Origin of the sequence: Fluviicola sp. (assembly GCF_030151805.1) — a bacterium.
Lineage (GTDB): Bacteria > Bacteroidota > Bacteroidia > Flavobacteriales_D > Crocinitomicaceae > Fluviicola.
The window spans coordinates 1-23,900 of record NZ_JASLCN010000068.1 but is presented as its reverse complement, the minus strand read 5'-3'; the positions used below and the strand labels follow the sequence as shown (position 1 = coordinate 23,900).

The window sequence follows — 23,900 nt, the reverse complement described above, 5'->3', positions numbered from 1 at the left end:
TGTACCTTAATGAAACAAATCTATGGATCGTAAGAAGTTTTTAATCAGTGGTGTCAGCCTGCTTGGAATGGCTGCTATCGCTCCGGCTACTTTGGGAAGCAAACCCGGAACAGAAGATGACGAAAAGGCAAATTGTATTGTTTCCCCTTCCGAAACTGCGGGCCCCTTCCCAACGATCAATCCGGCTTCTCTGGTACAAACAAGCATTGTCGGAGACAGAACCGGAGTGGCATTTACGATTAACATCAAAATCCGGAACAACAACAACGATTGTAATCCGCTGCAAGGTGCAATTGTAGACATCTGGCATTGCGACAAAGACGGAAACTATTCGGAATACGGCGGAACGGGAATGCAGCCAACGGATTATACCAGCTACCATTTCCTGCGGGGAAGACAAACCACGGATGCGAACGGGGAAGTGAATTTCGTTTCGATTTTTCCGGGATGGTACACCGGCCGGGCAACACACATTCATGTGCACATTTACAACGCAGCGGGAACTTCTCTTTTGGTAACGCAAATATCTTTTCCGGAAGGAAGCGGAAGCGCTGTGGAATTGGTCAATGCTTCAACCGCAAACGGCTACACCAAAGGAATGAACGGATATACCTACAACACAAGCGACAATGTATTCAGTGACGACAGTACCAACTCCGAAATGGGTTCTTTAACGGGTTCGGTTGCAAACGGCTATGCCCTAACACATGAAATCCGCGTAAACGGACCGGTTTTAGGCATTGAAGATTTAACAACACCGGATTTCGATCTCACAACGGTTTATCCGAATCCGGTAGAAGACCGGGGATATTTTGCAATAACGCTTCGTTCAGATTCGAAAGTTTCTCTCCAAATCATGGATTTGAATGGGCGTTTGATTTCAAAACCCGTATCGGAAAACCTGGCAAGTGGAAAACATACCCTTTTCTTTGACCGGGGAACATTGTCTACGGGAATTTATATGTACAAGGTAATCGTGGAGAATCAAAACGGGACTTTTGAGAAGTCCGACAGAATGATTGTTAAGTAAAACAAGTTAGTTCAAAAAAGTTGAAATGGTTCAAAAGGTTTAAAGTCAAATTTGAACATTTGCATCATCTCTTTCTAAAATCACGGTTTAAACAAACCTATCATTATTGATTGATGTTTCTGTAGAGGCGATAAATTTCTTCGGCAGCTTGAAAAGCGGAACTATTTCCATTCTCCACTTCTGCTTCTTTCGCTTCGATGAAGTCTCTCATTTTATCCTGAAACCACAACCCTTGAAGCAATAAATCTTTGAGGGTTTCGTGCATCCAGTTCAAATCCTGGTGTTTGCGCTTCGCATCAAAACTTCCGTTCAGTTTGGTATGCCGCTCAAAGCGTTCGATCATTTCCCAAACCTCATCCACGCCGGTTTCTTGCAGAGAACTGCAGGTTTTTACTTCCGGAATCCATCCGTTTGAAGTTGGAGGAAACAAGTGAATTGCATTTTTCAATTCCCGCGAAGCCAGTTTTGCTTTTTGCACATTATCTCCGTCCGATTTGGTAACAGCCAAACCATCTGCCATTTCCATGATCCCGCGCTTAATTCCTTGTAATTCATCTCCGGCCCCGGCCAAGAGCAACAACAGGAAGAAATCAACCATGGAATGAACCATAATTTCCGACTGCCCCACTCCAACCGTTTCAATCAGGATGACATCAAAGCCGGCAGCTTCACAAAGAATAATGGTTTCCCGTGTTTTGCGGGCAACTCCTCCAAGCGTATTTCCCGCCGCAGAAGGCCGGATAAAAACGCGTTCATTTTGCGACAAGGTTTCCATCCGGGTTTTATCTCCCAAAATACTGCCGCCTGTGCGCTCGCTGCTCGGATCAATCGCCAGAACAGCTACTTTTTTGCGCGATTCCAAAACGGTTTTTCCGAATTTTTCGATAAAAGAGCTCTTCCCCACTCCCGGCACTCCCGTAATTCCAATCCGAATCGCATTTCCTGAAAACGGAAGACATCTTCGAATCAACTCTTTGGCTGTTTCCTGGTCTTTTTCACGCGTGCTTTCCAACAATGTAATCGCTCCGCTCAAAGCAGTCCGATCTCCTTTGCGAATTGCTTCGAACAACAAATCCGGCGTCCGGGTTTCCCGAACTCGCTTTCGCGAGGAAAGCCATTCTTTCAAGCGCTTTTCGTTCATCGTTTATTTTACTCCGAAAGGGAATACTAAAATATCCTTAATGCTGTTAAAAATCCACGTTTTTCCATCCTGTGCGATCAAAATGATGCGGATATCTTCTTCCTGGCGGGATTCCGACTCAGCAATAACCTGTCTGCACGAACCGCAAGGAGAAACGCATTCATCTGAAGCGATCAAATCTCCCTGGGCCAATACCACAATGGTTTTCACAGTCGAATCCGGGTAATTTGCTCCCGCATAAAACAAGGCTACGCGCTCGGCACATAATCCGCTCGGATAAGCAATGTTTTCCTGGTTATTTCCCTTGATGATTGTGCCGTCTTCCAGTAAAACCGCCGCCCCGACTTTGAAATGACTATACGGAGCATACGCGTCTTTCACCGCTTCATAAGCTTTTTCTATCAGAATATAGTCGGATTCAGGAAGTTCCTTCCAGTGATTCAACCACTCGTAATTAATCGTTAATTGCTTTTTCATGCTCTTGTATCGTCTAACAAATATAGTTAATACTTACACCTGTATTTTTGTGAACACTCGAAATTGTCTATCTTTGTGCCCTCAATTCTGCAAAAAAATGCAACAGTTTAAAAAAGTCGCTTTTTACACCCTCGGATGCAAACTGAATTTCTCAGAAACATCCACTATTTCCAGACTTTTTGAAAACGCCGGATTTGCCAAGGTTGATTTCGAGGAAACTCCTGATATTTTGGTAATTAACACCTGCTCCGTAACCGAAAATGCAGACAAAAAATGCAAACAATTGGTTCGCAGAGCAAAAAAAATCAATCCGGAAGTATATGTTGCAATTATCGGGTGTTACGCACAATTGAAACCAACGGAAATTGCCCAAATTCCGGGAGTATCTTTGGTTTTAGGAGCAAATGAGAAGTTCAATATCGTTGAACACCTCGAAGCCCGCGAAAAAGAAGAGCAGGAAAAAGCCGTGGTGAAATTTGAAAACATCAAACAAACAACCAGCTTCATTCCTTCGCATTCCATGGGAGACCGCACACGGTCTTTCCTGAAAGTTCAGGATGGTTGTGATTACTTCTGCACCTTCTGTACAATTCCTTTGGCTCGTGGAAAAAGCAGAAATGCCACTATCAGCGAAACGGTATTGGAAGCTCAGAAAATTGCAGATACGAAAATCAAAGAAGTCGTTTTAACAGGGGTAAACATCGGTGATTTTGGGCAAGGAAATGACGAAAACTTCTTTGAACTGGTAAAAGCCCTGGACGAAGTAGACGGAATTGACCGCTACCGGATTTCTTCCATCGAACCGAATTTATTGAGCAATGAAATCATTCAATTCACATTGGAAGATTCCAAACGCTTTGTTCCCCATTTTCATATTCCGCTGCAATCAGGAAGCGACCGTTTGCTGAAAGCGATGCGCAGAAAATACTTACGCGAACTGTATGTGGAACGCGTGCAGCATATCAAAAGTCTGCGTCCGGATTGTGCCATCGGAGTAGATGTAATTGTTGGTTTTCCGGGTGAAACAGACGAAGAATTCATGGAAACAGTTGATTTCCTGAAAGATTTGGACGTTTCTTATTTACATGTATTCACGTATTCCGAACGGGCAAATACAACGGCTGTGAAGCTCGGAGATCCTGTTCCGAACCAGGTAAGAGCGCAGCGCAGCAAACAACTGCACATTTTATCCGATAAAAAGAAACGCGCATTTTACGAATCACAAGTCGGGTCGAAAAGAACCGTTTTGTTTGAAGCGGAAGAAGATGAAGGAATCATGTACGGATTCACGGAAAACTACGTAAAAGTAAAAACACCGTATAATCTGGAATTGGTAAACCAGATGCAGCAGGTTCAGCTGACGGAAATTGACCGGGACGGTGTTCTAAAATGTGAATTCATTTAGAATGACCAGAAGCGTTCAAATAACCTACTACCTCAGCTTTCTACTCGTTTTCAGTTATGTGATCATCCGTGGGTTTTCGCTTGGAATCACACACGACGAAGCATTGACGTATAAAATCATTCAGGGCGATGAAATTCTCCGGGAAACGGCAAATCACCATTGGCTGAACACCCATTTAAGTGCTTTTTTCGCATCGTTGTTCGGAGCAAAGGAATTTGTTCTCAGACTTCCGAATATCCTTTCATTTGCCATTTTTTGGTTTTATCTCTACCGGATTGCCAAAACGTTTTTGTCATCTTCTTTTACTCAGATTGCTTTGATCTTGCTGCTTTGCGGAAATCCGTTTGTGCTTGATTTCTTTTCACTGTGCAGAGGCTACGGAATGTCTTTGGCATTTATCACTGCTTCACTCTATTATCTTTTCAGGATTTACCAATCCAACGAAAACAAAAGCGGCAACAACCACGCTTTCGCAATGGGTTTTGCCATTTTAGCACTGGCTTCAAATCTGAATACGCTCAACTACTTTTTAATTGCGTTGGCTTTGGTATTGCTGAACCTGGTTCTCACCAAACCGAAACACTGGATCATCTGGCTTTCCGGAATAACACTCGTTTGCGCAATGACCTTGTTTTTCTCCCTCGATCAGTTGTTTTTCCTCAAAAATAAAAATGAATTGTACTACGGCTCGGGGCGCTTAAGCCTGACGATTGATAATCTGTTTTTTTCCGGCCTGTATCTGTTGGAAGGGTTCAAAGAACTGATCGTGTTGCGCTACTTGCTTTACATTTCAATTCTGACCGCTATCGTAGTGGCTTTCAGAAAAAAACAATGGTTCAACCCCGGAATCATTGCTTTAGTCGTTTTAACATCCATCGTTCTTGCACTTTTCCTGGAGCACTTGTTGTTTGATGCGCTTTACCCGATCGGTCGTTCGACGCTTTATTTGTATCCGGTTATTCTTCTTGCCTTACTGCTCAATTTTGACGGAATCCGCTTTAAATTATTCCGGGTTGTGATTCTAACCCTTTCATGGGGATTTGCTTCTTTGAATCTCTTCACGATCAATCTCAGTCAAACCATTACCTGGCCGGAAGACCGGCATGTAAAAGAAGGAATGTTGCTTGTCAAAAACGATATTCGCGACAAGACAACCCACACAATCAGTTGCACGTGGATCTACGAGCCGATGATCAATTATTACAGGTCGGAATACCAGGTTCCGGTCCATGCAGTATTCAGAGACGGAATCAACGATTCAACGGAGTACAATTTTATCCAATTTTCAGATCCGGCCGTTTGGAAAAACATCAAAGGAAAAAAACACTTACTGTCCCACATAAGAGAATGCGGATTGGTGGTTTACAAGAATCCGGTTATCTCAGCAAATTAACATGCCCTACGATTTGATGCCGTTCAGCTGAAACGATTTCACCGTATTCGATTTTCCAGGTATAAACACCATCAGGAGAAGGCAAACCGGCATAATTTCCGTCCCACATCTGAGACAAGGCATCGCCGCTGTAAATCAGTTCTCCCCAGCGATTGAAGATCTCCAGTTTGAAATCTTTGATGTTGACACCTAATGCGAAGAACATCTCGTTTGTACCATTTTGGTTCGGAGTAAAGGTATTCGGCACATAAATGATCGCATCGTAATAAATATGCACCGGATCAGAAGCCGAACAACCATTGGCATCAAACACCGTAACGATGAAAGTCATCGGTTTATCCGGCTGTGTTACCGGGTTCTGACACACATTACAGGACAAATATTCCGCCGGACTCCATACATAACTAATCGCTGTATTAGAAGTTGCACTCAATTGAACGGTTTCCCCGAAAACAGCATACACATCCGGGTTTGTTTGCACAAATGGCGAAGGGAACAAATTCACCATCACCGATGCTGTATCTTTACAGCCGTACTCGTCCGTTCCTATTACAATATACTTGGTCGATACATTCGGTTTAACCAGAATCTGGGATCCGTTAGAATGAAGCATACCGTAAGGATTCGGAGACCAGGCATAGGAAATTCCTCCCGAAGCATGCAGTTGGGCAATTTCTCCCGGACAAATCGTTGTATCATTTCCTGCAAGCACATTCGGCACGTTGATTCGTACGTAAATACTGTCGCGAACCGTTCCGCAGGCATTGATGAAATCACAATAGTAATACTGACTCACCGGCGTATTGATTGTAACCAGAGAACCACTCGTTGGCGCAATATTCGTTGACGGTGACCATTCATAGGACGTTGCACCGGAAACCGTTACAGTTCCGGAACCGCCTACACAGTAAGTCAAACTATCCGCTATCACCGGATCCGGCAAGCTCGTATCGACATGAATATGAACCGATCCGTTGAGCTGACAACCGTCTGCAGTGGTTCCGCTAACCGAATAGGTAATTGATTGCAAAGGAGTTGAAGTTGGTGTAAAACTCGACGGATCATCCAGGTATGTTGACGGACTCCAGGTAACCTGGGCAAGTCCGTTGGCAAATAAATGAACCGCGCTTCCAATACAAATCGCAGTATCGCTGGAAAGATCCAGAGCTCCTGCCAGGACATTGACCTGAACAAAAACCGTATCTACACCACAACTATCGGAAATGATGCACGAAAAGTTTGTATTCTGACTCACAGTTGCCACCGGATTCGCAATGCCCGGGTTATTCAAAAACTGAGCAGGCTCCCAATGATAAACCGATCCGCCAAAGGCTTCAAGGTGCACCGGAACGTTTGCACAGGTACTCACATTGGGGTTCACAACACCACCGTTAAAATCCCCGATATTTACAATAAACTGAATGGAGTCAGGAGCAAAACATTGCGCTGTATCTTTCACCACCAAAGTAACCGTGTATTGCCCCGGACTGCTGTAAACATGAGAAGGATTCACATCCGTTGACGTTGTTCCGTCGCCGAAATTCCATTCGAAATCATTTCCGTTTGCACTGTTGTTATTGAAAACAACCGGATCAGGAAGACAAACCAGCGGATCAGGCGAAGCAACAGCTGCATCTATGGTGCTCAATTCAAATTTGAATGCCGCCAGGTTACAATTGACACTCAGGTTCTGAGGTCCGATTACTCCGGGAGTTGTTGTAAACCCGAAATTATTTCCTCCGCAGGCGCCGCATACGGCATGATAAATATTTCCGTTCTTGTCAAAGCGGCTTGTTCCGCCATCCACATGATTATACGAGGAAGAAACTCCGCCGATATATGTTGCATACTTTAACGTAGCAGCATTTTCACTTAAAACAGCAACCCAGAAATTACTTCCGTTGGTAGTCGGTTGAAAAGCATCGGATGTGACCGGGAAATTGCTCGAAGAGCTGGTTGTTGCCTGGCTGTTCTGGGAATTTACCGATCCACCCCAGCCCGACACGTAAATATCCTTGCAATTCGAAACCAGGAAAGCAGTCGGGGAAATTTCAATATTTCCGGAGCCCGAACCAACCGTTGTTACCCACAATTGAGTCGTCAGGGAAGGATTCAATTTCATAATAAACTGCCCGGAATTGTTGTTTCCATAGCACCCGGAAGTAATCGTCCAGTTTCCCGCAGTTTGTCCCAGTACATAAACATCGTTGTCCTCATCTACCTGGACGAAATAGCTTTGATCGTAATCAGAAGTTCCGATATACGTTCCGTTCAATACAGCTCCTGTAGCGACATCAAATCGCGTCACGAAACCATCTCTGCCCGAATTATAACCCGGATCCCAACCCCCGGCTCCTAAATTCAGGTTACTGGAATTTGTTCCTCCAACCACATACAAACTTCCGTTTGACGAGAGTTGAATTCCATTTCCGGTTTCATCGGAAGAGCCGCCGTAATAACTCGACCAAACAATATTTGTCAGGTTTTTGTTCATTTTAACGACAACCGCATCCTGAGACCCGTTCAAACTGGTCTGAGTTCCGAGAACGACCGGGAAATCGGTTGATTGGGTCACACTGGAGAAATAAACGAAGTTCTGATCCACAATAATTTCTCCCCTGAAGTTATCTCCGTAATTGTATTGCAAAGTCCCAAAGCTTATTCCGTCGTTTCCGGATCCTCCCACATAGGTGGAAGCCAAAATACTTGTCCCGGTAGGGTTCAATTCCACGACATAAATATCAGAACCGTTAAATTTCAGGTTATCCGGACTCACCGTTGGACCACCTCCGAACGTATGATCGTAACAGGTTGTCAATGTCGGGAAATTCGCGGAAGAAGTAACTCCCAGCAGGTACATATTGCCTTGTGCATCGGAAACGATCGAATGCGGTGTTTCATTGGATGAACCACCCACATAGGTCGAAAAGATAAATGTTGTTCCTGTTCCGTTAAACTTTGAAATCGAAACATCAAATCCTTTCGATAAAGGGCTTGAAGCCGGTGCTCCGTCCGTTGACGTTCCACCATTGAATGTCCCGCTCACCACACCCGCAGTAGCCGGATATCCGCTTCCGAAGACAATACCGCCGGCATATAAATTCCCTGAAGGATCCGGCGCTGCCGTAAAACCCCAGTTATCTGCAAGTGATCCTGTAAACGTTGAAAAGGTCAAAGAAGGATCAATCACAATCGTATCCGAACTGGTATAAGGTCCTTTCAATTCAAAAGAAAGTATTTCGTTCTCAATCTTATAACTTACTTTCAACGGGCTTTTTTTTCCGTTAAACAGTTTCCACGCAATGGGTTTTCCTTCAATAAAATATCCCAACCCGTGATCTATACGCAATTCTCCGGATTCGAGTTCATTGATTTTTTGAGCTCCTTCATACTTCCATTGAATCGCATTCGGATTTCCACCCGGCAAAACGATCCAGGAATATTTTGCGTGGTCATCCGTTGTTGAAACCAGTAAATCAATATTCGGGTACTTATTTTCATAACGCACCTCCTGAACATCATGCACTTCCGATCTCCATTTGGTCTGATCGGATCCTAAAAAATAATTCCTGTAATAAGCCTGCTGCTTCGATTCTTTGATGCTGTTTGATGTCTGTGCATTCAAAAAGACGGATTTCACACAATATCCCGTTATGTCCGGTTCGTGTCCGGGTTCCGGCGCATCGTGATTATGTCCTTCAAACTTATAGAAAAAATACGTGAATCCGGATTGCTCCAGATACATGTTTCCGCTCTGAAGCCCAATAGAATAGTCGATTCTGGAATCCCACTGTCCCCGATTCGGACGCAAAGTAACTGCTGATTCCTGCGCCAAAACAGCGCACGAACTCAATAGCAGGAATACCAACATCAGTCGAGACATAAATCTAAATTACAAAAAAGAAAATCAACTAAATAACAAGCTGCTAAATCCTGAAGAATCAGCCCTCTAAATACATAGACTAAGATATCAATAAAAAGTTGTTTTTTGATGTAACATTTCTTCACTGAATCGATTTAGATTCCGTAAATTTGCACACAGATTTTTGAGCCCATGAGCGATGCAATTAAACATGAATGCGGGATCGCACTCATTCGATTAAAAAAGCCATTACAGTACTATGTAGACAAATATGGAACGGCTTTTTATGGTTTAAACAAGCTTCATCTTTTAATGGAAAAGCAGCACAACCGGGGACAAGACGGTGCAGGCGTAGCGAACATTAAATTAGACATGGCACCCGGAGAGCGTTACATTTCACGCTACAGAAGTATCGATCCGAAACCGATCCAGGATATCTTCGATCATATCAACAAACGCTTTTACGAAATCGGGGAGGAAAATCCGGAATTATTGAAGGATGTTGCTTACCTGAAGAAACATGCAGGGTTCACAGGGGAATTATTCCTGGGACATTTGCGCTACGGAACCTTCGGTAGGAATTCAATTGAGAACTGCCATCCGTTCCTGAGACAAAACAACTGGATCACCCGAAATTTAGTCGTTGCAGGAAATTTTAACCTGACAAACGTTGACGAGCTTTTCGAAGTTTTATTGGAAATCGGGCAGCACCCGAAAGAAAAATCAGATACGGTAACCGTATTGGAGAAGATCGGGCATTTCCTGGACGTTGCCAATGATGAATTGGTTCACAAATACCAGGCATTGGGTTACAACAGTCACGATGTTTACCAGAAAGTTGCTGAAAACATTGATATTCCGCAGATTCTGAAACAATCTTCCGAAGTTTGGGATGGCGGATACGCCATGGCGGGTTTATTCGGACACGGAGACGCTTTTGTGTTAAGAGATCCGAACGGAATCAGACCGGCATTTTACTTCGAAGACGAAGAAGTGTGTGTCGTTGCATCCGAAAGACCGGTGATTCAAACGGCATTCAACCTGAAATACGACGAAATCAAAGAATTGACTCCGGGTCATGCTTTGATTATCAAAAAGAACGGAAACGTTTCTGAAGTAGAAATCAACACTCCGAAAGCCGTAAAAAAATGTTCGTTCGAGCGCATCTATTTCTCCAGAGGAAATGACTACGATATTTATCAGGAACGCAAAAATCTGGGACGCTTTGTAGTACCGAACGTCCTGAAAACAATTGATCACGACCTGGATAACTCCGTATTCTCATTCATCCCGAACACTGCCGAAGGTAGTTTCTACGGAATGATCAAAGGATTGGAGGATTATCTGAACGAACAAAAATACGAGCAAATCCTGGCATTGGATGAAAAACCAAGTCCGGAACAATTAAAAGAAATCCTGACCCGCAGAGCGCGTATCGAAAAGATCGCAATCAAAGACGCAAAAGCGCGTACCTTCATTACACAGGATGATGCCCGCGACGATATGGTGGCTCAGGTTTACGATATTACTTACGGTTCGGTTGTTAGAGGAAAAGACAACCTGGTTGTAATCGACGACAGTATTGTAAGAGGAACGACCTTGAAGCAGTCCATTCTGCGCATTTTAGATCGTTTGGATCCGAAACGCATCGTGGTTGTTTCTTCCGCTCCGCAGATCCGCTACCCGGACTGTTATGGAATCGACATGGCGAAAATGGGCGATTTCATTGCTTTTGACGCGGCAATTACCCTGTTGAAAGAAAGTGGTCGTCAGCACATCATCGACGAATGTTACCGCAAATCAAAAGAGCAGGAAAAACTTCCGAAAGAACAGATTGTCAATTATGTGAAAGAGATTTATGCTCCTTTCGCTCCGGAAGAGATCTCTGCTCAAATTGCAAAGATGCTGACTCCTGAAAATATCAAAGCAGAAGTGAACATCGTTTACCAAACGGTAGAAGATTTGCACAGAGCTTGTCCGGGAAATACCGGAGACTGGTACTTTACAGGAGATTACCCGACACCGGGAGGAAATAAAGTCGTGAATAAGGCTTTTATTAACTATATTGAAGGCAAAAACGAACGAGCTTATTAAACAAGATGCTTAGAAAACCCACAACTGTTTTTGTATACTTGTTGGGTGCTTATGTACTGATTCAATTCCTTTGGTGGGGCTATCATCTTATTGATTTAACCCGTTCTTCCCATCACGCAGACAATACCATTGCGAAACGGATTGTGATGATCATCGGGGAAGGATCTGTGTTTCTTGTTCTGCTCTTATTCGGTCTGTGGAAAATAAAGCGTTCCATTAAGAAGGAAATTCAAATGGCACGTCAGCAGAATAATTTCATGCTTTCCGTTACACACGAATTAAAAACTCCGCTTGCGGCAACGAAACTTTATCTGCAAACCATTCAGAAACACAAGCTCAGCGAAGAAAAGCAAAGTGAACTGATCCGGAAAGCATTGGACGAATCCAACAGGCTGGAAAACCTGGTAGAACAGATTCTCACCGCATCCCGTTTGGAACAGCAGGCAATGCCGCGCTTAATGACTTCTATTTCCCTGAAAGATTTCTTGACCAGCCTGATTTCCATTCAGCAAAAGAGATTTCACATCGCACTTCATATGAATGATTTTGAAGAAATCGCACTGGAAACAGATCCGCTCATTCTAACTTATATCTTAAATAACCTCATCGAAAATGCCTACAAATACGGTTATACGGATCGTGGTGTAGATATAACCGTTGCGAAAGACGAACAGTTTGTTTCGATCCAGGTAAGAGATTACGGAAAAGGAATTCCGGTTGATCTTCAAAACTTATTATTTAAAAAATTCAATCGTTTAGAAAACGAAGAAACACGTGCCACCAAAGGAACCGGATTGGGTTTGTTCATCGCCAGGGAATCTGCCAGAACGCTTGGAGCAAACCTGCGACTTATAAAAGTAGACGGACCGGGAGCATGCTTCGAAATACAAATGCCTTATGACAAATAATCAAAAAGTCGGTTTAATTATTTTAGATGGCTGGGGAATCGGCGATCAATCAAAAGCCGATGCCGTTTTTAATTCCAACACTCCCGTCATGGATACTCTGGTCGAAAAGTATCCGAACAGCACACTGATTGCCAGCGGAGAAGCAGTAGGTCTTCCCGACGGTCAAATGGGAAATTCGGAAGTGGGGCATTTAAATATCGGGGCAGGAAGAATTGTTTACCAGGAATTGACCCGCATCAACAAATCAATCCGCGACGGTGCTTTTTTCAAAAATGCAGCCTTGATCGAATGTTTCGAAAACGCAAAGAAAAAACATTCCAAAGTACATTTCATCGGGCTCGTTTCCGATGGCGGTGTGCATAGTTCACAGGATCATCTGCACGCTTTGCTGGATATGGCAAAAAGTTATGACTTGTCGAATGTATGGGTTCATGCCTTTACTGACGGAAGAGACTGCGATCCGAAAAGCGGTTTGGGTTTCATCCAAAAACTGGAAGAACACATGCAGCTTTCCACCGGAAAAATTGCAACAATCGTTGGTCGCTATTACGCGATGGATAGAGACAACCGTTGGGAACGCATCCAGGTTGCCTATGATGCCATGGTGAAAGGAATCGGAACTCATTTCTCCAATGCGGCCAGATCCATTGAATCCAGCTACGAAGAAGACATTACCGACGAATTCATCCACCCGCTTGTTACAAGTACGGGAGAAGGAAGAATCCAGGACGGAGATACGGTGATCTGTTTCAATTTCAGAACCGATCGACCAAGAGAAATCAGCCAGGTTTTGACACAGCAGGCTTTTCCTGAATTCGGAATGCATCCTTTGAATATTGATTATTATACAATGACGCGCTACGATGCCAAGTTCAAAAACGTACACGTCATTTTCGAAAAAGACAACCTGCATAATACCTTAGGAGAAATTCTAAGCAAAATGGACCGCACACAGGTCCGCATTGCTGAAACAGAGAAATACCCGCATGTAACCTTCTTCTTTAACGGCGGAAGAGAACAGGAGTTTAAGGGAGAATCACGGATTTTGGTCAAATCTCCTAAAGTTGCCACATACGACTTGCAGCCTGAAATGAGTGCTCCGGAAGTGAAGGATCGCATTCTCGAAAAACTCAAGGCAGACAAGCCTGATTTTTTCTGCCTGAACTTTGCCAATCCGGATATGGTTGGGCATACGGGTGTATACGATGCAATTGTTAAAGCGGTTGAAACCGTTGATGCCTGTTTGGGAGAAATCGTAGCATTGTGTCAGCAATTGAACTACGAATTAATCATCATTGCCGATCATGGAAATGCAGATGTGGCATTCAATCCGGATGGGTCTCCGAATACGGCGCACTCACTAAATCCGGTACCGGTTGTTTTAGTAACCGATCAATTGCATTTGAAATTGAAAGACGGAATTCTTGCAGATGTTGCTCCCACTATCCTGGATCGGATGCGGATTGCAGCACCATTGGAAATGGAAGGGAAAAGTCTTGTTACGTTGAATAACTGATTGAACAGAACATATTAATAAAAAGCCAATTACAAAAAGAGGGGACGCGATGCATTGCGTCCCCTCTACTTTTTTATAGCACCTTATTTGATTAATCTCTGATCAATTGTAAGAATCCTTGCCCTGTGATCTCTTTGCCCATCAGTCCTTTTACTGTGTACTGCAGGAAGTAAACCCCGTCCGCAGCTAAAGTTCCGTTGACTTTTCCATCCCAGAAAGGATCCAATCCCGAACCTTCATAAACCGGGTTCCCCCAACGGTTATTAATCTTAATGATCACTTCCGTTGCGTTCGTGGTTGTCAGTTTGAATACATCATTATTCATATCTCCGTTCGGAGTAAAGATATTCGGTACGATCACTGTTGGTTCAGGATACAAACACGATCCGTCATTTTGAACCGCCGTTGGATCATAGTTTGTTGCCAAAGGATCCGTACAACCGCATTCTACAATCAATACGGAAGCAAATGCCGTATCTCTGCACGGACCGTTGATCGCGATCAAAACCTGGTCAGCAGAAACCGTGTATGTTTGGTTTTGTGAACTCATATCGTTTACAAAAGCCGTATTTCCATTTCCGAAATACCACTCATAGGTTGTCGCATTCTGACTGTTATTGGTAAAGACTACATCCAGCGGATTACATCCTGAAAGTGAGCTCTGAGAAAATGCAGCAACCGGCGCCGGTTCGCTGTCCAGGTAAATTGAATCCGTTACGGAACACACGTTATCCGTAATAGTAAACACATACCAGCCAGCTCCTAAGTTTTGCATCACAGAAGCATCAATCTGGCTTGGACCACCTGTATTAGGTCCTTCCCAATGATAATGCGGCTGCCCGGTAATTCCTTGCCCTATTCCGCTCACAGCTCCGTCGTTAATACATGCAGATGCAATAAATGTCATCATCGTATCAATCGCCAATGTTTGGTTCATAGTAACGGTTACCGTGTCCTTTCCTTGGTTTCCACATTGATCCGTGGCTGTGACATAATAATCTATCGAACCGTTTTGAAAAATCGGGACGTAAGCAGTTCCTCCTGTTTGCCCCAGGTACGACCAAGTATAAGTATACGGCGGGAATCCTCCGCTGGCGACGGCTGTCACCAACACAGAATCATTGGCACAATAGACTGTCGGATTGGACTCATTAATCGGTAAAATCGGTCTGTCAATAATGTACAAAGTACCCGTAGTAATAATTGTATCTCCACAAGGAGTAATGGTAGTTGCTGTAATGATAACCGTTTCAGGAGATTCCGGAATTCCGTCATCCACCGGGTTCAAAGTCACAATAATGGTATCATCTCCCGGAAAGAATGTAATCGGGTTCGGTAAATTATTGTAATCCACTCCTATCGTAGCCGTTCCTGTGATTCCATAGTTAACAATCAATGTGTCCCCCAATTGTGTTTGAGGACGTGAAAAGATAAATTGCGCATTCGTACAACCTTCAATCACTGTTGTGTCTCCGGTTACAGTAGCAACTGCAATATTCACTGCTTCAGAGGAGAATGAATCTCCTTCCAGGTACACCCCGGAATCCAAACCTGTATCTCCTACATTGGAAATAGCCAATTTAATATGGTAAGTCTGCCCACACTGAACACTTGCATTGGCAGTCATCACGACTGTTCCGGCATTGTAAGGATAACCCACACTATTTCCGTAAGCCGTTGTATAATAAATCGAATTCGCTGTCCAGTTCGGGTCTTGTGCCGCACAAGTAGCAGGGTTTCCGTTAATTCCAGCAGTACCGGAGTTTACCGTATTAATAGTAACCGGAATATTTCCTCCCGGAATCAATGCAACATTCTCCGCCCCATTTAGAAATGGTCCGGAAAAACCAGGTCCGGAAATGAAAAACCCGAACACATCATTAAAGCCCGAACAGGCATATGTCGGATACTCAACCGAGGAAAACATATAACGGAAGGAGATGGTATCTCCGGAAGGAATAAAGTCAAACTCAATGATACATCCGTTTGTAACGACATTTGTAGCAATATCATTCAAATCCTGGTCATAGGACACATTTCCCGGTCCGCCATTCGTTCTCATATACACCCCATTCGCAAACGGGAAGGTGGATGATGTAAATGATAAAGCGTTTCCCTGAATCGTTTGGGCATTGACCAAACTATTATTGTACTTCACATTGGAAACAACAACTCCCTGTCCAACAAGAATATTCTGAATCAATTGTTCCGGAGTCATTGTATTTTGAGTGGCGATCTGACCGTTAACCGTAAAACACAGCAACATCAGGGCGGCCCCAAGCATCGTAGTAATTTTATTCATAATCATAAGTTATTGTGACCTTTAGACTAAATAAAAGTGTTAAAGGTTGCATTTGTATCTCAATATTATTAATTTTTGTTTAAATGTTAAATTTTAATCATAATTATTCGATAAAAAACGCCCTGATTTAACCAAATTTGCCTTAATAATTAAATTTTATGCAAAATACTCAAAACTATATACAGGAATCGAAGGATCGGTTCTTACAGGAACTCATTGATTTACTGAAAATTCCAACCGTCTCTGCAGACAGTGCATACGCCCCGGAAGTGATTCGCGGAGCTGAAAAAGTTGCTGAATTTCTTACAAACGCAGGAGCTGAAAAAGTAGAAATTTGCAAAACAGCCGGACATCCGATTGTTTACGGCGAAAAAATCATCAATCCCAGTGCACCGACCGTACTTGTATACGGGCATTACGATGTGCAACCGGCAGATCCGATTGATCTTTGGACTTCTCCTCCATTCGAACCGGTGGTGAAGAAAACGGAGATTCACCCGGAAGGCGCTGTTTTTGCACGTGGCGCTTGTGACGACAAAGGACAATTCTTCATGCATGTGAAAGCATTCGAAGCCATGATGAAAGCAAACGAGCTTCCCTGCAACGTGAAATTCATGATCGAAGGTGAAGAAGAAGTGGGTTCGGTAAACCTGGGGCTTTTCATTAAAGAAAACAAAGAGCGGCTGAAAGCAGATATCATTTTGGTTTCCGACACCGGAATGCTGGCGAACGATACTCCTTCCATTACAACCGGATTACGAGGTTTGAGTTATGTGGAAGTGGAAGTAACCGGTCCTAACAGGGATTTACATTCCGGACTTTACGGTGGATGTGTCGCAAATCCGATCAATATTCTTGCAAAAATGATCGCTTCGCTTCACGATGAGAATAATCACATCACCATTCCGGGATTCTATGCGGATGTGGTGGAATTGAGCCTGGAGGAACGCGCTGAAATGGCAAAAGCTCCTTACAGCGAAGACAATTATAAAAAAGCACTGAATATTGACGCTGTTTACGGAGAAAAAGGATATACGACTCCTGAACGCGGATCCATTCGTCCGACATTGGATGTAAACGGTATCTGGGGCGGTTATACCGGAGAAGGGGCAAAAACAGTGATTGCTTCCAAAGCATATGCGAAGATTTCCATGCGTTTGGTTCCGAACCAGGATCCGGAAAAAATCACGGAATTGTTTTCGAAGCATTTTGAATCCATTGCTCCTGTCGGGGTGAAAGTGGTAGTCAATCCGCATCACGGTGGGGAGCCGGTTGTTACTCCAATCGATTCCATCGCATACAAAAGCGCTGCTTTAGCTTACGAACAAACTTTCGGTAAAACCCCGATTCCGGTACGAAGCGGCGGAAGTATTCCGATTATCGCATTATTCGAACAAGAACTTGGTCTGAAAACTGTTATGATGGGATTCGGATTGGATTCGGATGCCATTCATTCACCAAACGAACACTACGGCTTATTTAATTTTTACAAAGGAATTGAAACCATTCCGTATTTCTTTCATTATTTCAATGAAGCAATGATTTAATTTATGAAGAAGATTCTTTTTATATGTGCCCTTGTGTTTGCAGTTACCAGCTGTGAATTTATCGAACCGGAAGTTTCCGGGTATTCCAACTTTAAATTCGGGAAGCTGGAAGGCAAAACACTTTTCGTCAGTTTTGATGCAACGGTAGACAATGCAAACGGTTACGGATTCAAAGTGAAGAAAGGCAAACTGAATGTTTCTATTAATAACCTGGAACTTGGAGTGATTGATCTGGACAAGAAAATCAAAGTCAAGCGGAAATCTGAAAACGTCTACACGGTTCCTTTGCAATTGAGTTTAAGTGACGGGGCTTTGTTCCGGATTCCGAAATTGCTGAAGGCAGATAAATTCGAATTGAAACTGGATGGGAATGTGCGCGGAAGCATCATGGGCTTCGGGAAAAATTTCGAAGTACACGAAACGCGCAGCTTGTCGAGCGGAGACATCAAATTTGACGGATTGCTGGAAGGAATTCTGAAAGGAGCTACCCGATAACTAATCTGTATAAAACAAGGTATTTGAAAGCCTGCTTATCTTTCGGTAAGCAGGCTTTTTGACTTTTTAAACGAAGGTTCTTAACCTTGTTTTATTGGTAGTTGAAGTAAATATCTGAGTAAGCAAAATTCCTTTCAATGAGGTGAAACTCTCATTTATTCTACAATTAAACAAGGTCTTTTGTATAAGCGTAGGTCTTTTTTGTATATCTGTGTGATCCGGTAAAGCGGAAAACAAAAAACCCGTCTGACGAATCAAACGGGTTTCTCCTGATATTTTAAATCCTGTTTTTACTTCAACAGATTTCTCCAACTTGTTTTTGCTCCGATCAACTGATACAAGTCTCCGATTGCAACGCGCTCCTGCTCCATCGTATCGCGGTCGCGGATTGTAACGGTATTGTCTTCCAATGTCTGGTGATCCACCATGACACAGTAAGGAGTTCCGATTGCATCTTGTCTGCGGTAACGTTTTCCCGGAGAATCTTTTTCGTCGTACTGACAGTTGTAATCCAGTTTCAACTCGTTGAAAATCTCCAGTGCTTTTTCCGGAAGACCGTCTTTTTTCGTCAATGGCATCACGGCTACTTTGTATGGAGCCAATTGTGCCGGTAAACTCAGTACAACGCGTTCTGATCCGTCTTCCAGCTTCTCGTTTTTGTACGATGCGCTTAAAACTGCCAGGAACATCCGATCCAAACCTACGGATGTTTCCACCACGTAAGGAACATAATTCTGATTCAATTCCGGATCGAAATACTGTAGTTTCTTTCCTGAAAACTGTTCGTGTTGTTTCAGGTCGAAATCCGTGCGGGAGTGAATTCCTTCCAATTCCTTGAATCCCATCGGGAAATCAAATTCGATATCGCATGCCGCATTGGCGTAGTGAGCTAATTTGATGTGATCGTGTTCGCGGTAATACTTATCACCAAGCCCCAAAGCCTTGTGCCACTTCAAACGCGTATCTTTCCAATAGTTGTACCACTTCATTTCTTCACCCGGACGAACGAAGAACTGCATCTCCATTTGTTCGAATTCACGCATGCGGAAGATGAACTGTCGTGCAACGATCTCATTTCTGAACGCTTTACCGATCTGAGCAATTCCGAATGGAATTTTCATTCGCCCACTTTTCTGAACATTCAGGAAGTTTACAAAAATTCCCTGTGCTGTTTCCGGACGAAGGTAGATTGTTGCAGCATCTCCTGCCACCGAACCTAATTCTGTTGAGAACATCAGGTTGAACTGACGCACTTCCGTCCAGTTTCTGGAACCGCTGATCGGACAAACAATTTCCAGGTCCTCGATCAGTTTCTTCACTCCTTCCAGGTCGTTGTTCTCCAACGTCACACGCATGCGATCCTCGATCTCTTTGATCTTGTCTTCGTTGCGTAAGACGTTCGGGTTGGTAGAACGGAATTGAGCTTCGTCAAAAGCATCTGCAAATTTCTTTGCTGCCTTTTCTACTTCTTTATTGATTTTCTGACGGATTTTCTCAATATGCTCTTCAATCAGAACATCCGCACGGTATCTTTTCTTCGAATCTTTATTATCAATCAATGGATCATTGAACGCATCTACGTGGCCGGAAGCCTTCCAGGTTGTCGGGTGCATAAAAATGGCAGCATCGATTCCCACGATGTTTTCATTCATCTGAACCATCGACTTCCACCAATATTGTTTGATGTTGTTTTTCAGTTCAGAACCCAACTGTCCGTAATCGTAAGTTGCTGCCAAACCATCATAAATCTCAGATGAAGGAAAGACAAATCCGTATTCTTTTGCGTGAGAAATAACTTCCTTCAGTAAATCTTCTTTCTGTTCCATGGCGCAAATTTAGTTGAAATATCTTTTTAATGCCGAATTACGAATGCTGAATTACGAATTAGTGATCAGGCAATCGTAAACAGGCATTCCTTCATTCATTATCGGAGCAAACAGCGTTCATGTGTGGTGTTTATTATTGGGTTATTTTGTTTAAAATATGTACGATCATCGCTATATCTATGTCTTATCTATGGAATATTGATGCCTTATTATTGGTTTAATCCTGGATTTATCTTGTCTTAGCATAACCATACGGGTTTTTCTCACCCTGGTTTAAGATGATGGTTTGGGTTCATACCACGGGGTATCTATACTTAACTATAAACCTTCAAAATTCTTCATAAAAGCATGTAATGTCCTAAAATACAGGACAAGTCATAAAAGAAAAAGCCCCGACAAATGCCGGGGCTTTTCAACTATTTTTCATGACTGTGTTACCACTTGAATTTACTAACTCTTCTTCGAGCTGCACACAAAATCCGTTGTCGGGATTCCTGCTTTTTTAATTGCTCCGAAACCTCCGGCGATATCAATGAGGTGTTTAAATCCTTTTTGTTTCAAAAGGGAAATGGCGATCACACTGCGGTACCCGCCTGCACAATGCACGTAGTACGGATTATTCGGATTCAGATTTCCAAGGTCTTCCAGCATGAAATCCAAAGCCACGTGTTCCGCATGCTCCAGGTGTTCTGCTTCGTATTCTCCCGGTTTGCGTACGTCCACCACAGGAAGTGATTCAATTTTATCTGCTATGCTTTCAGCTGTAACGGATTCGATTGTTTCGACCGGTTCTCCTGCCGCGATCCACGATTGCATTCCACCGTCCAGGTAACCAACACAATTATCGTAACCAACACGCGCCAAACGCGTCACCGTTTCTTCTTCTTTTCCTTCCGGAACTACCAATAAAATCGGCTGGTTGATGTTTTCGATCAAGGCTCCGACCCACATTGCAAAGGTTCCGTTCAACCCGATGAACAAACTTCCGGGAACAGCTGCTTTGATGTATTCATCCTGGGTGCGGACATCCAAAACCAACACTCCGTCGTTAATCAAACGTTTTGTTTCATCTACTGACAAAGCTGTATTTCCTTTCGAAATTACTTCATCAATTGATTCGTAGCCATTTTTATTCATCATGGCATTTTTCGGGAAGTACTGAGGCGGAGGTAAAATTCCGGTTGTCACTTCCTGAATGAACTCTTCACGCGTCATATCTGCACGCAGTGCATAGTTTGTTTGTTTTTGTTCACCCAAAGTTCCTACTGTTTCAGAACTCATGTTCTTTCCACAAGAGCTTCCCGCTCCGTGTCCCGGATAAACCGTTACAGCATCTGGCAAGGTCATCAATCTGTTTCTCAGGGAATCAAACAACATTCCAGCCAAATCTTCCTGCGTTAAATCGCCTTTAATGGCCAGATCCGGTCTTCCGACATCTCCCAAAAACAAGGTGTCTCCGGTGAAAATTGCCGTTTCTTTTCCGTTTTCATCCAATAACAGGTATGTTACGGATTCAGGCGTGTGGCCCGGTGTATGCAATACTTTGATAGTAACTTTTCCTACTTTAAATTCCTGGTTATCGCTGGCAATCAATGCATCGAAATTTGTTTTTGCAGTTGGTCCGTAAACGATTTCAGCTCCTGTTCTTTTTGCCAGATCCACGTGTCCTGAAACGAAATCCGCATGAAAATGCGTCTCAAAAATGTATTTGATCGTTCCGTTCCATTCTTTTGCCAGGTCCAGGTAAGGCTGCACTTCTCTCAGCGGGTCGATTACCGCTATTTCTCCTTCGCTTTCAATGAAATATGCCGCTTCGGCTAAACATTTGGTGTATAATTGTTCTATGCGCATGTCTGTATTTTTGTAGCACAAATTTCGTGTTTTTTTCAACGCAAAAAATGACTTAACTCATAAGAAACTTAAAATTCCTAATTCCTAATTCCTAATTCCTAATTCCTAATTCCTAATTCCTAATTCCTAATTAAATTATTTTTCGATTCGTAATTTTTCTTATCTTAAGTAGGAAACGCTATTCATTATGAAAAAAAACATTATTCAGACTAAAAGCTTTGAATTCGCCATTCACATTGTTAAAACCTACAAAACAATTATTTCAGAAGAAAAGGAATATGTTCTTTCAAAACAACTTTTACGTTCAGGAACATCAATAGGAGCCAATATTTCTGAAGCTGTTCGTGCTCAATCATCTAAAGATTTTATTCATAAACTTCAAATCTCACGAAAAGAAGCTAATGAAACCTTGTATTGGCTGAATTTAATGCAAGAAACAGATTTACTTAGTTTAGAACTATCTAAGAAGTTAATTTTCCTTTGTGAAGAATTACTAAAAATTCTGACTGCCATTATCAAGACGACTGAAATTCAAATTCGATAGCTATCAAATGACTACCCATAAGTTAAAACCATTCGTAATTCGTAATTCGTAATTCGTAATTCGTTTACAAAACATGGTTTTCCAACTTTTGGACTGATTTTTGATTTTTCCCGTTCAGTTTGCAAAATTGCACTATTTTTAAACCCAAATATGTATCTATGAAAAAAGGATTTAAATACATTTCTGCCTTCGTGCTTTTATGTATGATGACCACTTCGATCTTTGCTCAAAAAGTGGAATTACCCAAAGATGCTGCACCTGGTCTTTACGCAGCTTTTATTACAACCAAAGGAAATATTATTGTCAAATTAGAGGACGAGAAAACACCGATGACAGTGGCAAACTTTGTTGGTTTGGCTGAAGGAAATATCACTCTTTTTGATTCTATTAAAATTACAAAACCTTTCTACGACGGATTGAAATTTCACCGTGTGATCAAAGATTTCATGATCCAGGGAGGTGATCCTCAGGGAACAGGAATGGGTGGTCCCGGATACCAGTTTTTCGATGAAACGAGACCTGATCTGACGCACAGCGGGCCTGGAATTTTGTCTATGGCAAACAGCGGACCGGCAACAAACGGAAGCCAGTTTTTCATTACACATAAAGAAACTCCGTGGTTGAACGGTAAGCACACTGTTTTCGGACATGTAATCGTTGGGCAGGATGTTGTAAACAAGATTGAGCAAAATGATGTAATGACAAAAGTTCAGATCATTCGCAACGGAAAAGCTTACAAAACCTGGAACGCAACAGCGGTTTTCAAAGCGGCATACACTAAAGCAAAAGCAGAGAACGATGTTAAAAAAGCAGAGCAGGCTCGTTTGGAGGCTGCTGAAAAAGAACGCATCGCGAAGGTTTCTAAAATGACTGAAGAAGAATACCGTGTTTACATGTTGTCGGAAATCCGCAAGAAATATCCAAATGCACAGCAAACTGCTTCCGGGTTGGTTTACGTGATCGAAAAAGAAGGAAACGGTACGAAAGCAAACAAAGGAGACAATGTTTCAACGCATTATACAGGAACGTTTTTAAACGGTACAAAATTCGATTCATCCCGCGACCGCAACCAACCATTGGATTTTACACACGATGTTGGTCAAATGATTGCAGGTTATGATGAAGCAATTTCAATCCTTAGCAAAGGCGGAAAGGGAATTTTCGTGATTCCTTACTTCAAAGCTTACGGTGCTGCAGGAAGACCGGGAGCAATTCCTCCTTATTCTGACTTGGTATTTGATATTGAATTATTGAATGTGACACCGGCTGCTCCGGTTCAAAACGGTGCGGTGGATAAATAATCCATTCTGAAAAATATAAGAAAGCCCTTTGTCGATTGACGGAGGGCTTTTTGTTTTTGGGCTTTATGGGTTCGCCCTTTCTCTTGCTGCTACTGGGCTAATAGATGAATGTCTATTTGTCAAATGACCTCTTAATAATGGAGGTTTGATCCTGGTGGAATTTCGCAAACCCAAAACCGGGGAATCTTAATCGGATTCTTTTCCACTT

Annotated in this window: 16 protein-coding genes; 10 read left to right on the top strand and 6 right to left on the bottom strand. The window is 42.9% G+C overall.

Annotated features, from left to right (window positions below):
- Positions 1–22: 22 nt before the first annotated feature.
- A complete protein-coding gene (locus tag Q1V93_RS02715; RefSeq protein ID WP_300661087.1) occupies positions 23–1,030 on the top strand; it encodes a T9SS type A sorting domain-containing protein in 1,008 nt (335 codons plus the stop codon).
- Between the two features lie 103 nt (positions 1,031–1,133).
- Here the strand turns inward: Q1V93_RS02715 and meaB are convergent, their stop codons facing one another.
- On the bottom strand, positions 1,134–2,171 hold the full coding sequence (gene meaB / locus Q1V93_RS02710; protein WP_300661085.1) for a methylmalonyl Co-A mutase-associated GTPase MeaB: 1,038 nt from the start codon (positions 2,169–2,171) through the stop codon (positions 1,134–1,136).
- Between the two features lie 3 nt (positions 2,172–2,174).
- The gene (locus Q1V93_RS02705) at positions 2,175–2,648 is read right to left on the bottom strand and encodes a cytidine deaminase (protein ID WP_300661082.1); all 474 of its coding nucleotides are present in this window, start codon (positions 2,646–2,648) and stop codon (positions 2,175–2,177) included.
- A 97-nt stretch (positions 2,649–2,745) separates the two neighbouring features.
- Between Q1V93_RS02705 and mtaB the strand changes: the two genes are divergently transcribed.
- Entirely contained in the window at positions 2,746–4,053 is a 1,308-nt protein-coding gene (gene mtaB, locus Q1V93_RS02700; protein ID WP_300661079.1) for a tRNA (N(6)-L-threonylcarbamoyladenosine(37)-C(2))-methylthiotransferase MtaB, read from the top strand.
- Between the two features lies 1 nt (position 4,054).
- Positions 4,055–5,446, top strand: coding sequence for a glycosyltransferase family 39 protein (locus Q1V93_RS02695; protein ID WP_300661076.1), 1,392 nt, complete (start codon positions 4,055–4,057; stop codon positions 5,444–5,446).
- On the opposite strand, the gene Q1V93_RS02690 is transcribed toward Q1V93_RS02695, so the two are convergent.
- A complete protein-coding gene (locus Q1V93_RS02690) occupies positions 5,430–9,329 on the bottom strand; it encodes a PKD domain-containing protein (protein WP_300661073.1) in 3,900 nt (1,299 codons plus the stop codon). The genes Q1V93_RS02695 and Q1V93_RS02690 overlap by 17 nt on opposite strands.
- Before the next feature lie 171 nt (positions 9,330–9,500).
- Here Q1V93_RS02690 and Q1V93_RS02685 point away from each other — a divergent pair, with 171 nt between their 5' ends.
- From Q1V93_RS02685 to gpmI, 3 genes are read left to right on the top strand one after another with little or no spacing between them, the layout of a single operon-like run.
- Positions 9,501–11,402 carry a class II glutamine amidotransferase gene (locus Q1V93_RS02685; RefSeq protein ID WP_300661071.1) on the top strand — a complete coding sequence of 634 codons (1,902 nt, stop codon included), beginning with the start codon at positions 9,501–9,503 and terminating at the stop codon, positions 11,400–11,402.
- 5 nt (positions 11,403–11,407) lie between these two features.
- A complete protein-coding gene (locus Q1V93_RS02680) occupies positions 11,408–12,310 on the top strand; it encodes a HAMP domain-containing sensor histidine kinase (protein WP_300661068.1) in 903 nt (300 codons plus the stop codon).
- The gene (gpmI, locus tag Q1V93_RS02675; protein WP_300661065.1) at positions 12,300–13,826 is read left to right on the top strand and encodes a 2,3-bisphosphoglycerate-independent phosphoglycerate mutase; all 1,527 of its coding nucleotides are present in this window, start codon (positions 12,300–12,302) and stop codon (positions 13,824–13,826) included. The genes Q1V93_RS02680 and gpmI overlap by 11 nt, the downstream gene beginning before the upstream one ends.
- Positions 13,827–13,917: 91 nt before the next feature.
- Here gpmI and Q1V93_RS02670 read toward each other — a convergent pair whose 3' ends face one another.
- Positions 13,918–16,128 carry a choice-of-anchor L domain-containing protein gene (locus Q1V93_RS02670; RefSeq protein ID WP_300661062.1) on the bottom strand — a complete coding sequence of 737 codons (2,211 nt, stop codon included), beginning with the start codon at positions 16,126–16,128 and terminating at the stop codon, positions 13,918–13,920.
- Positions 16,129–16,286: 158 nt separating this feature from the next.
- Here Q1V93_RS02670 and Q1V93_RS02665 point away from each other — a divergent pair, with 158 nt between their 5' ends.
- Positions 16,287–17,675, top strand: a complete 1,389-nt coding sequence (locus tag Q1V93_RS02665; RefSeq protein ID WP_300661059.1) for a dipeptidase — start codon at positions 16,287–16,289, stop codon at positions 17,673–17,675.
- Between the two features lie 3 nt (positions 17,676–17,678).
- Positions 17,679–18,170 carry an LEA type 2 family protein gene (locus Q1V93_RS02660; protein ID WP_300661056.1) on the top strand — a complete coding sequence of 164 codons (492 nt, stop codon included), beginning with the start codon at positions 17,679–17,681 and terminating at the stop codon, positions 18,168–18,170.
- 290 nt (positions 18,171–18,460) lie between these two features.
- On the opposite strand, the gene Q1V93_RS02655 is transcribed toward Q1V93_RS02660, so the two are convergent.
- Both Q1V93_RS02655 and Q1V93_RS02650 read right to left on the bottom strand, forming a co-directional pair.
- A complete protein-coding gene (locus Q1V93_RS02655; protein WP_300661053.1) occupies positions 18,461–19,996 on the bottom strand; it encodes a glycine--tRNA ligase in 1,536 nt (511 codons plus the stop codon).
- Positions 19,997–20,446: 450 nt separating this feature from the next.
- Positions 20,447–21,847, bottom strand: coding sequence for an MBL fold metallo-hydrolase (locus Q1V93_RS02650; protein ID WP_300661050.1), 1,401 nt, complete (start codon positions 21,845–21,847; stop codon positions 20,447–20,449).
- Between the two features lie 187 nt (positions 21,848–22,034).
- Between Q1V93_RS02650 and Q1V93_RS02645 the strand changes: the two genes are divergently transcribed.
- Complete coding sequence (locus Q1V93_RS02645; protein WP_300661047.1) at positions 22,035–22,391, top strand: four helix bundle protein; 357 nt, start codon at positions 22,035–22,037, stop codon at positions 22,389–22,391.
- 158 nt (positions 22,392–22,549) lie between these two features.
- A complete protein-coding gene (locus tag Q1V93_RS02640) occupies positions 22,550–23,692 on the top strand; it encodes a peptidylprolyl isomerase (protein ID WP_300661044.1) in 1,143 nt (380 codons plus the stop codon).
- Positions 23,693–23,900: the final 208 nt, after the last annotated feature.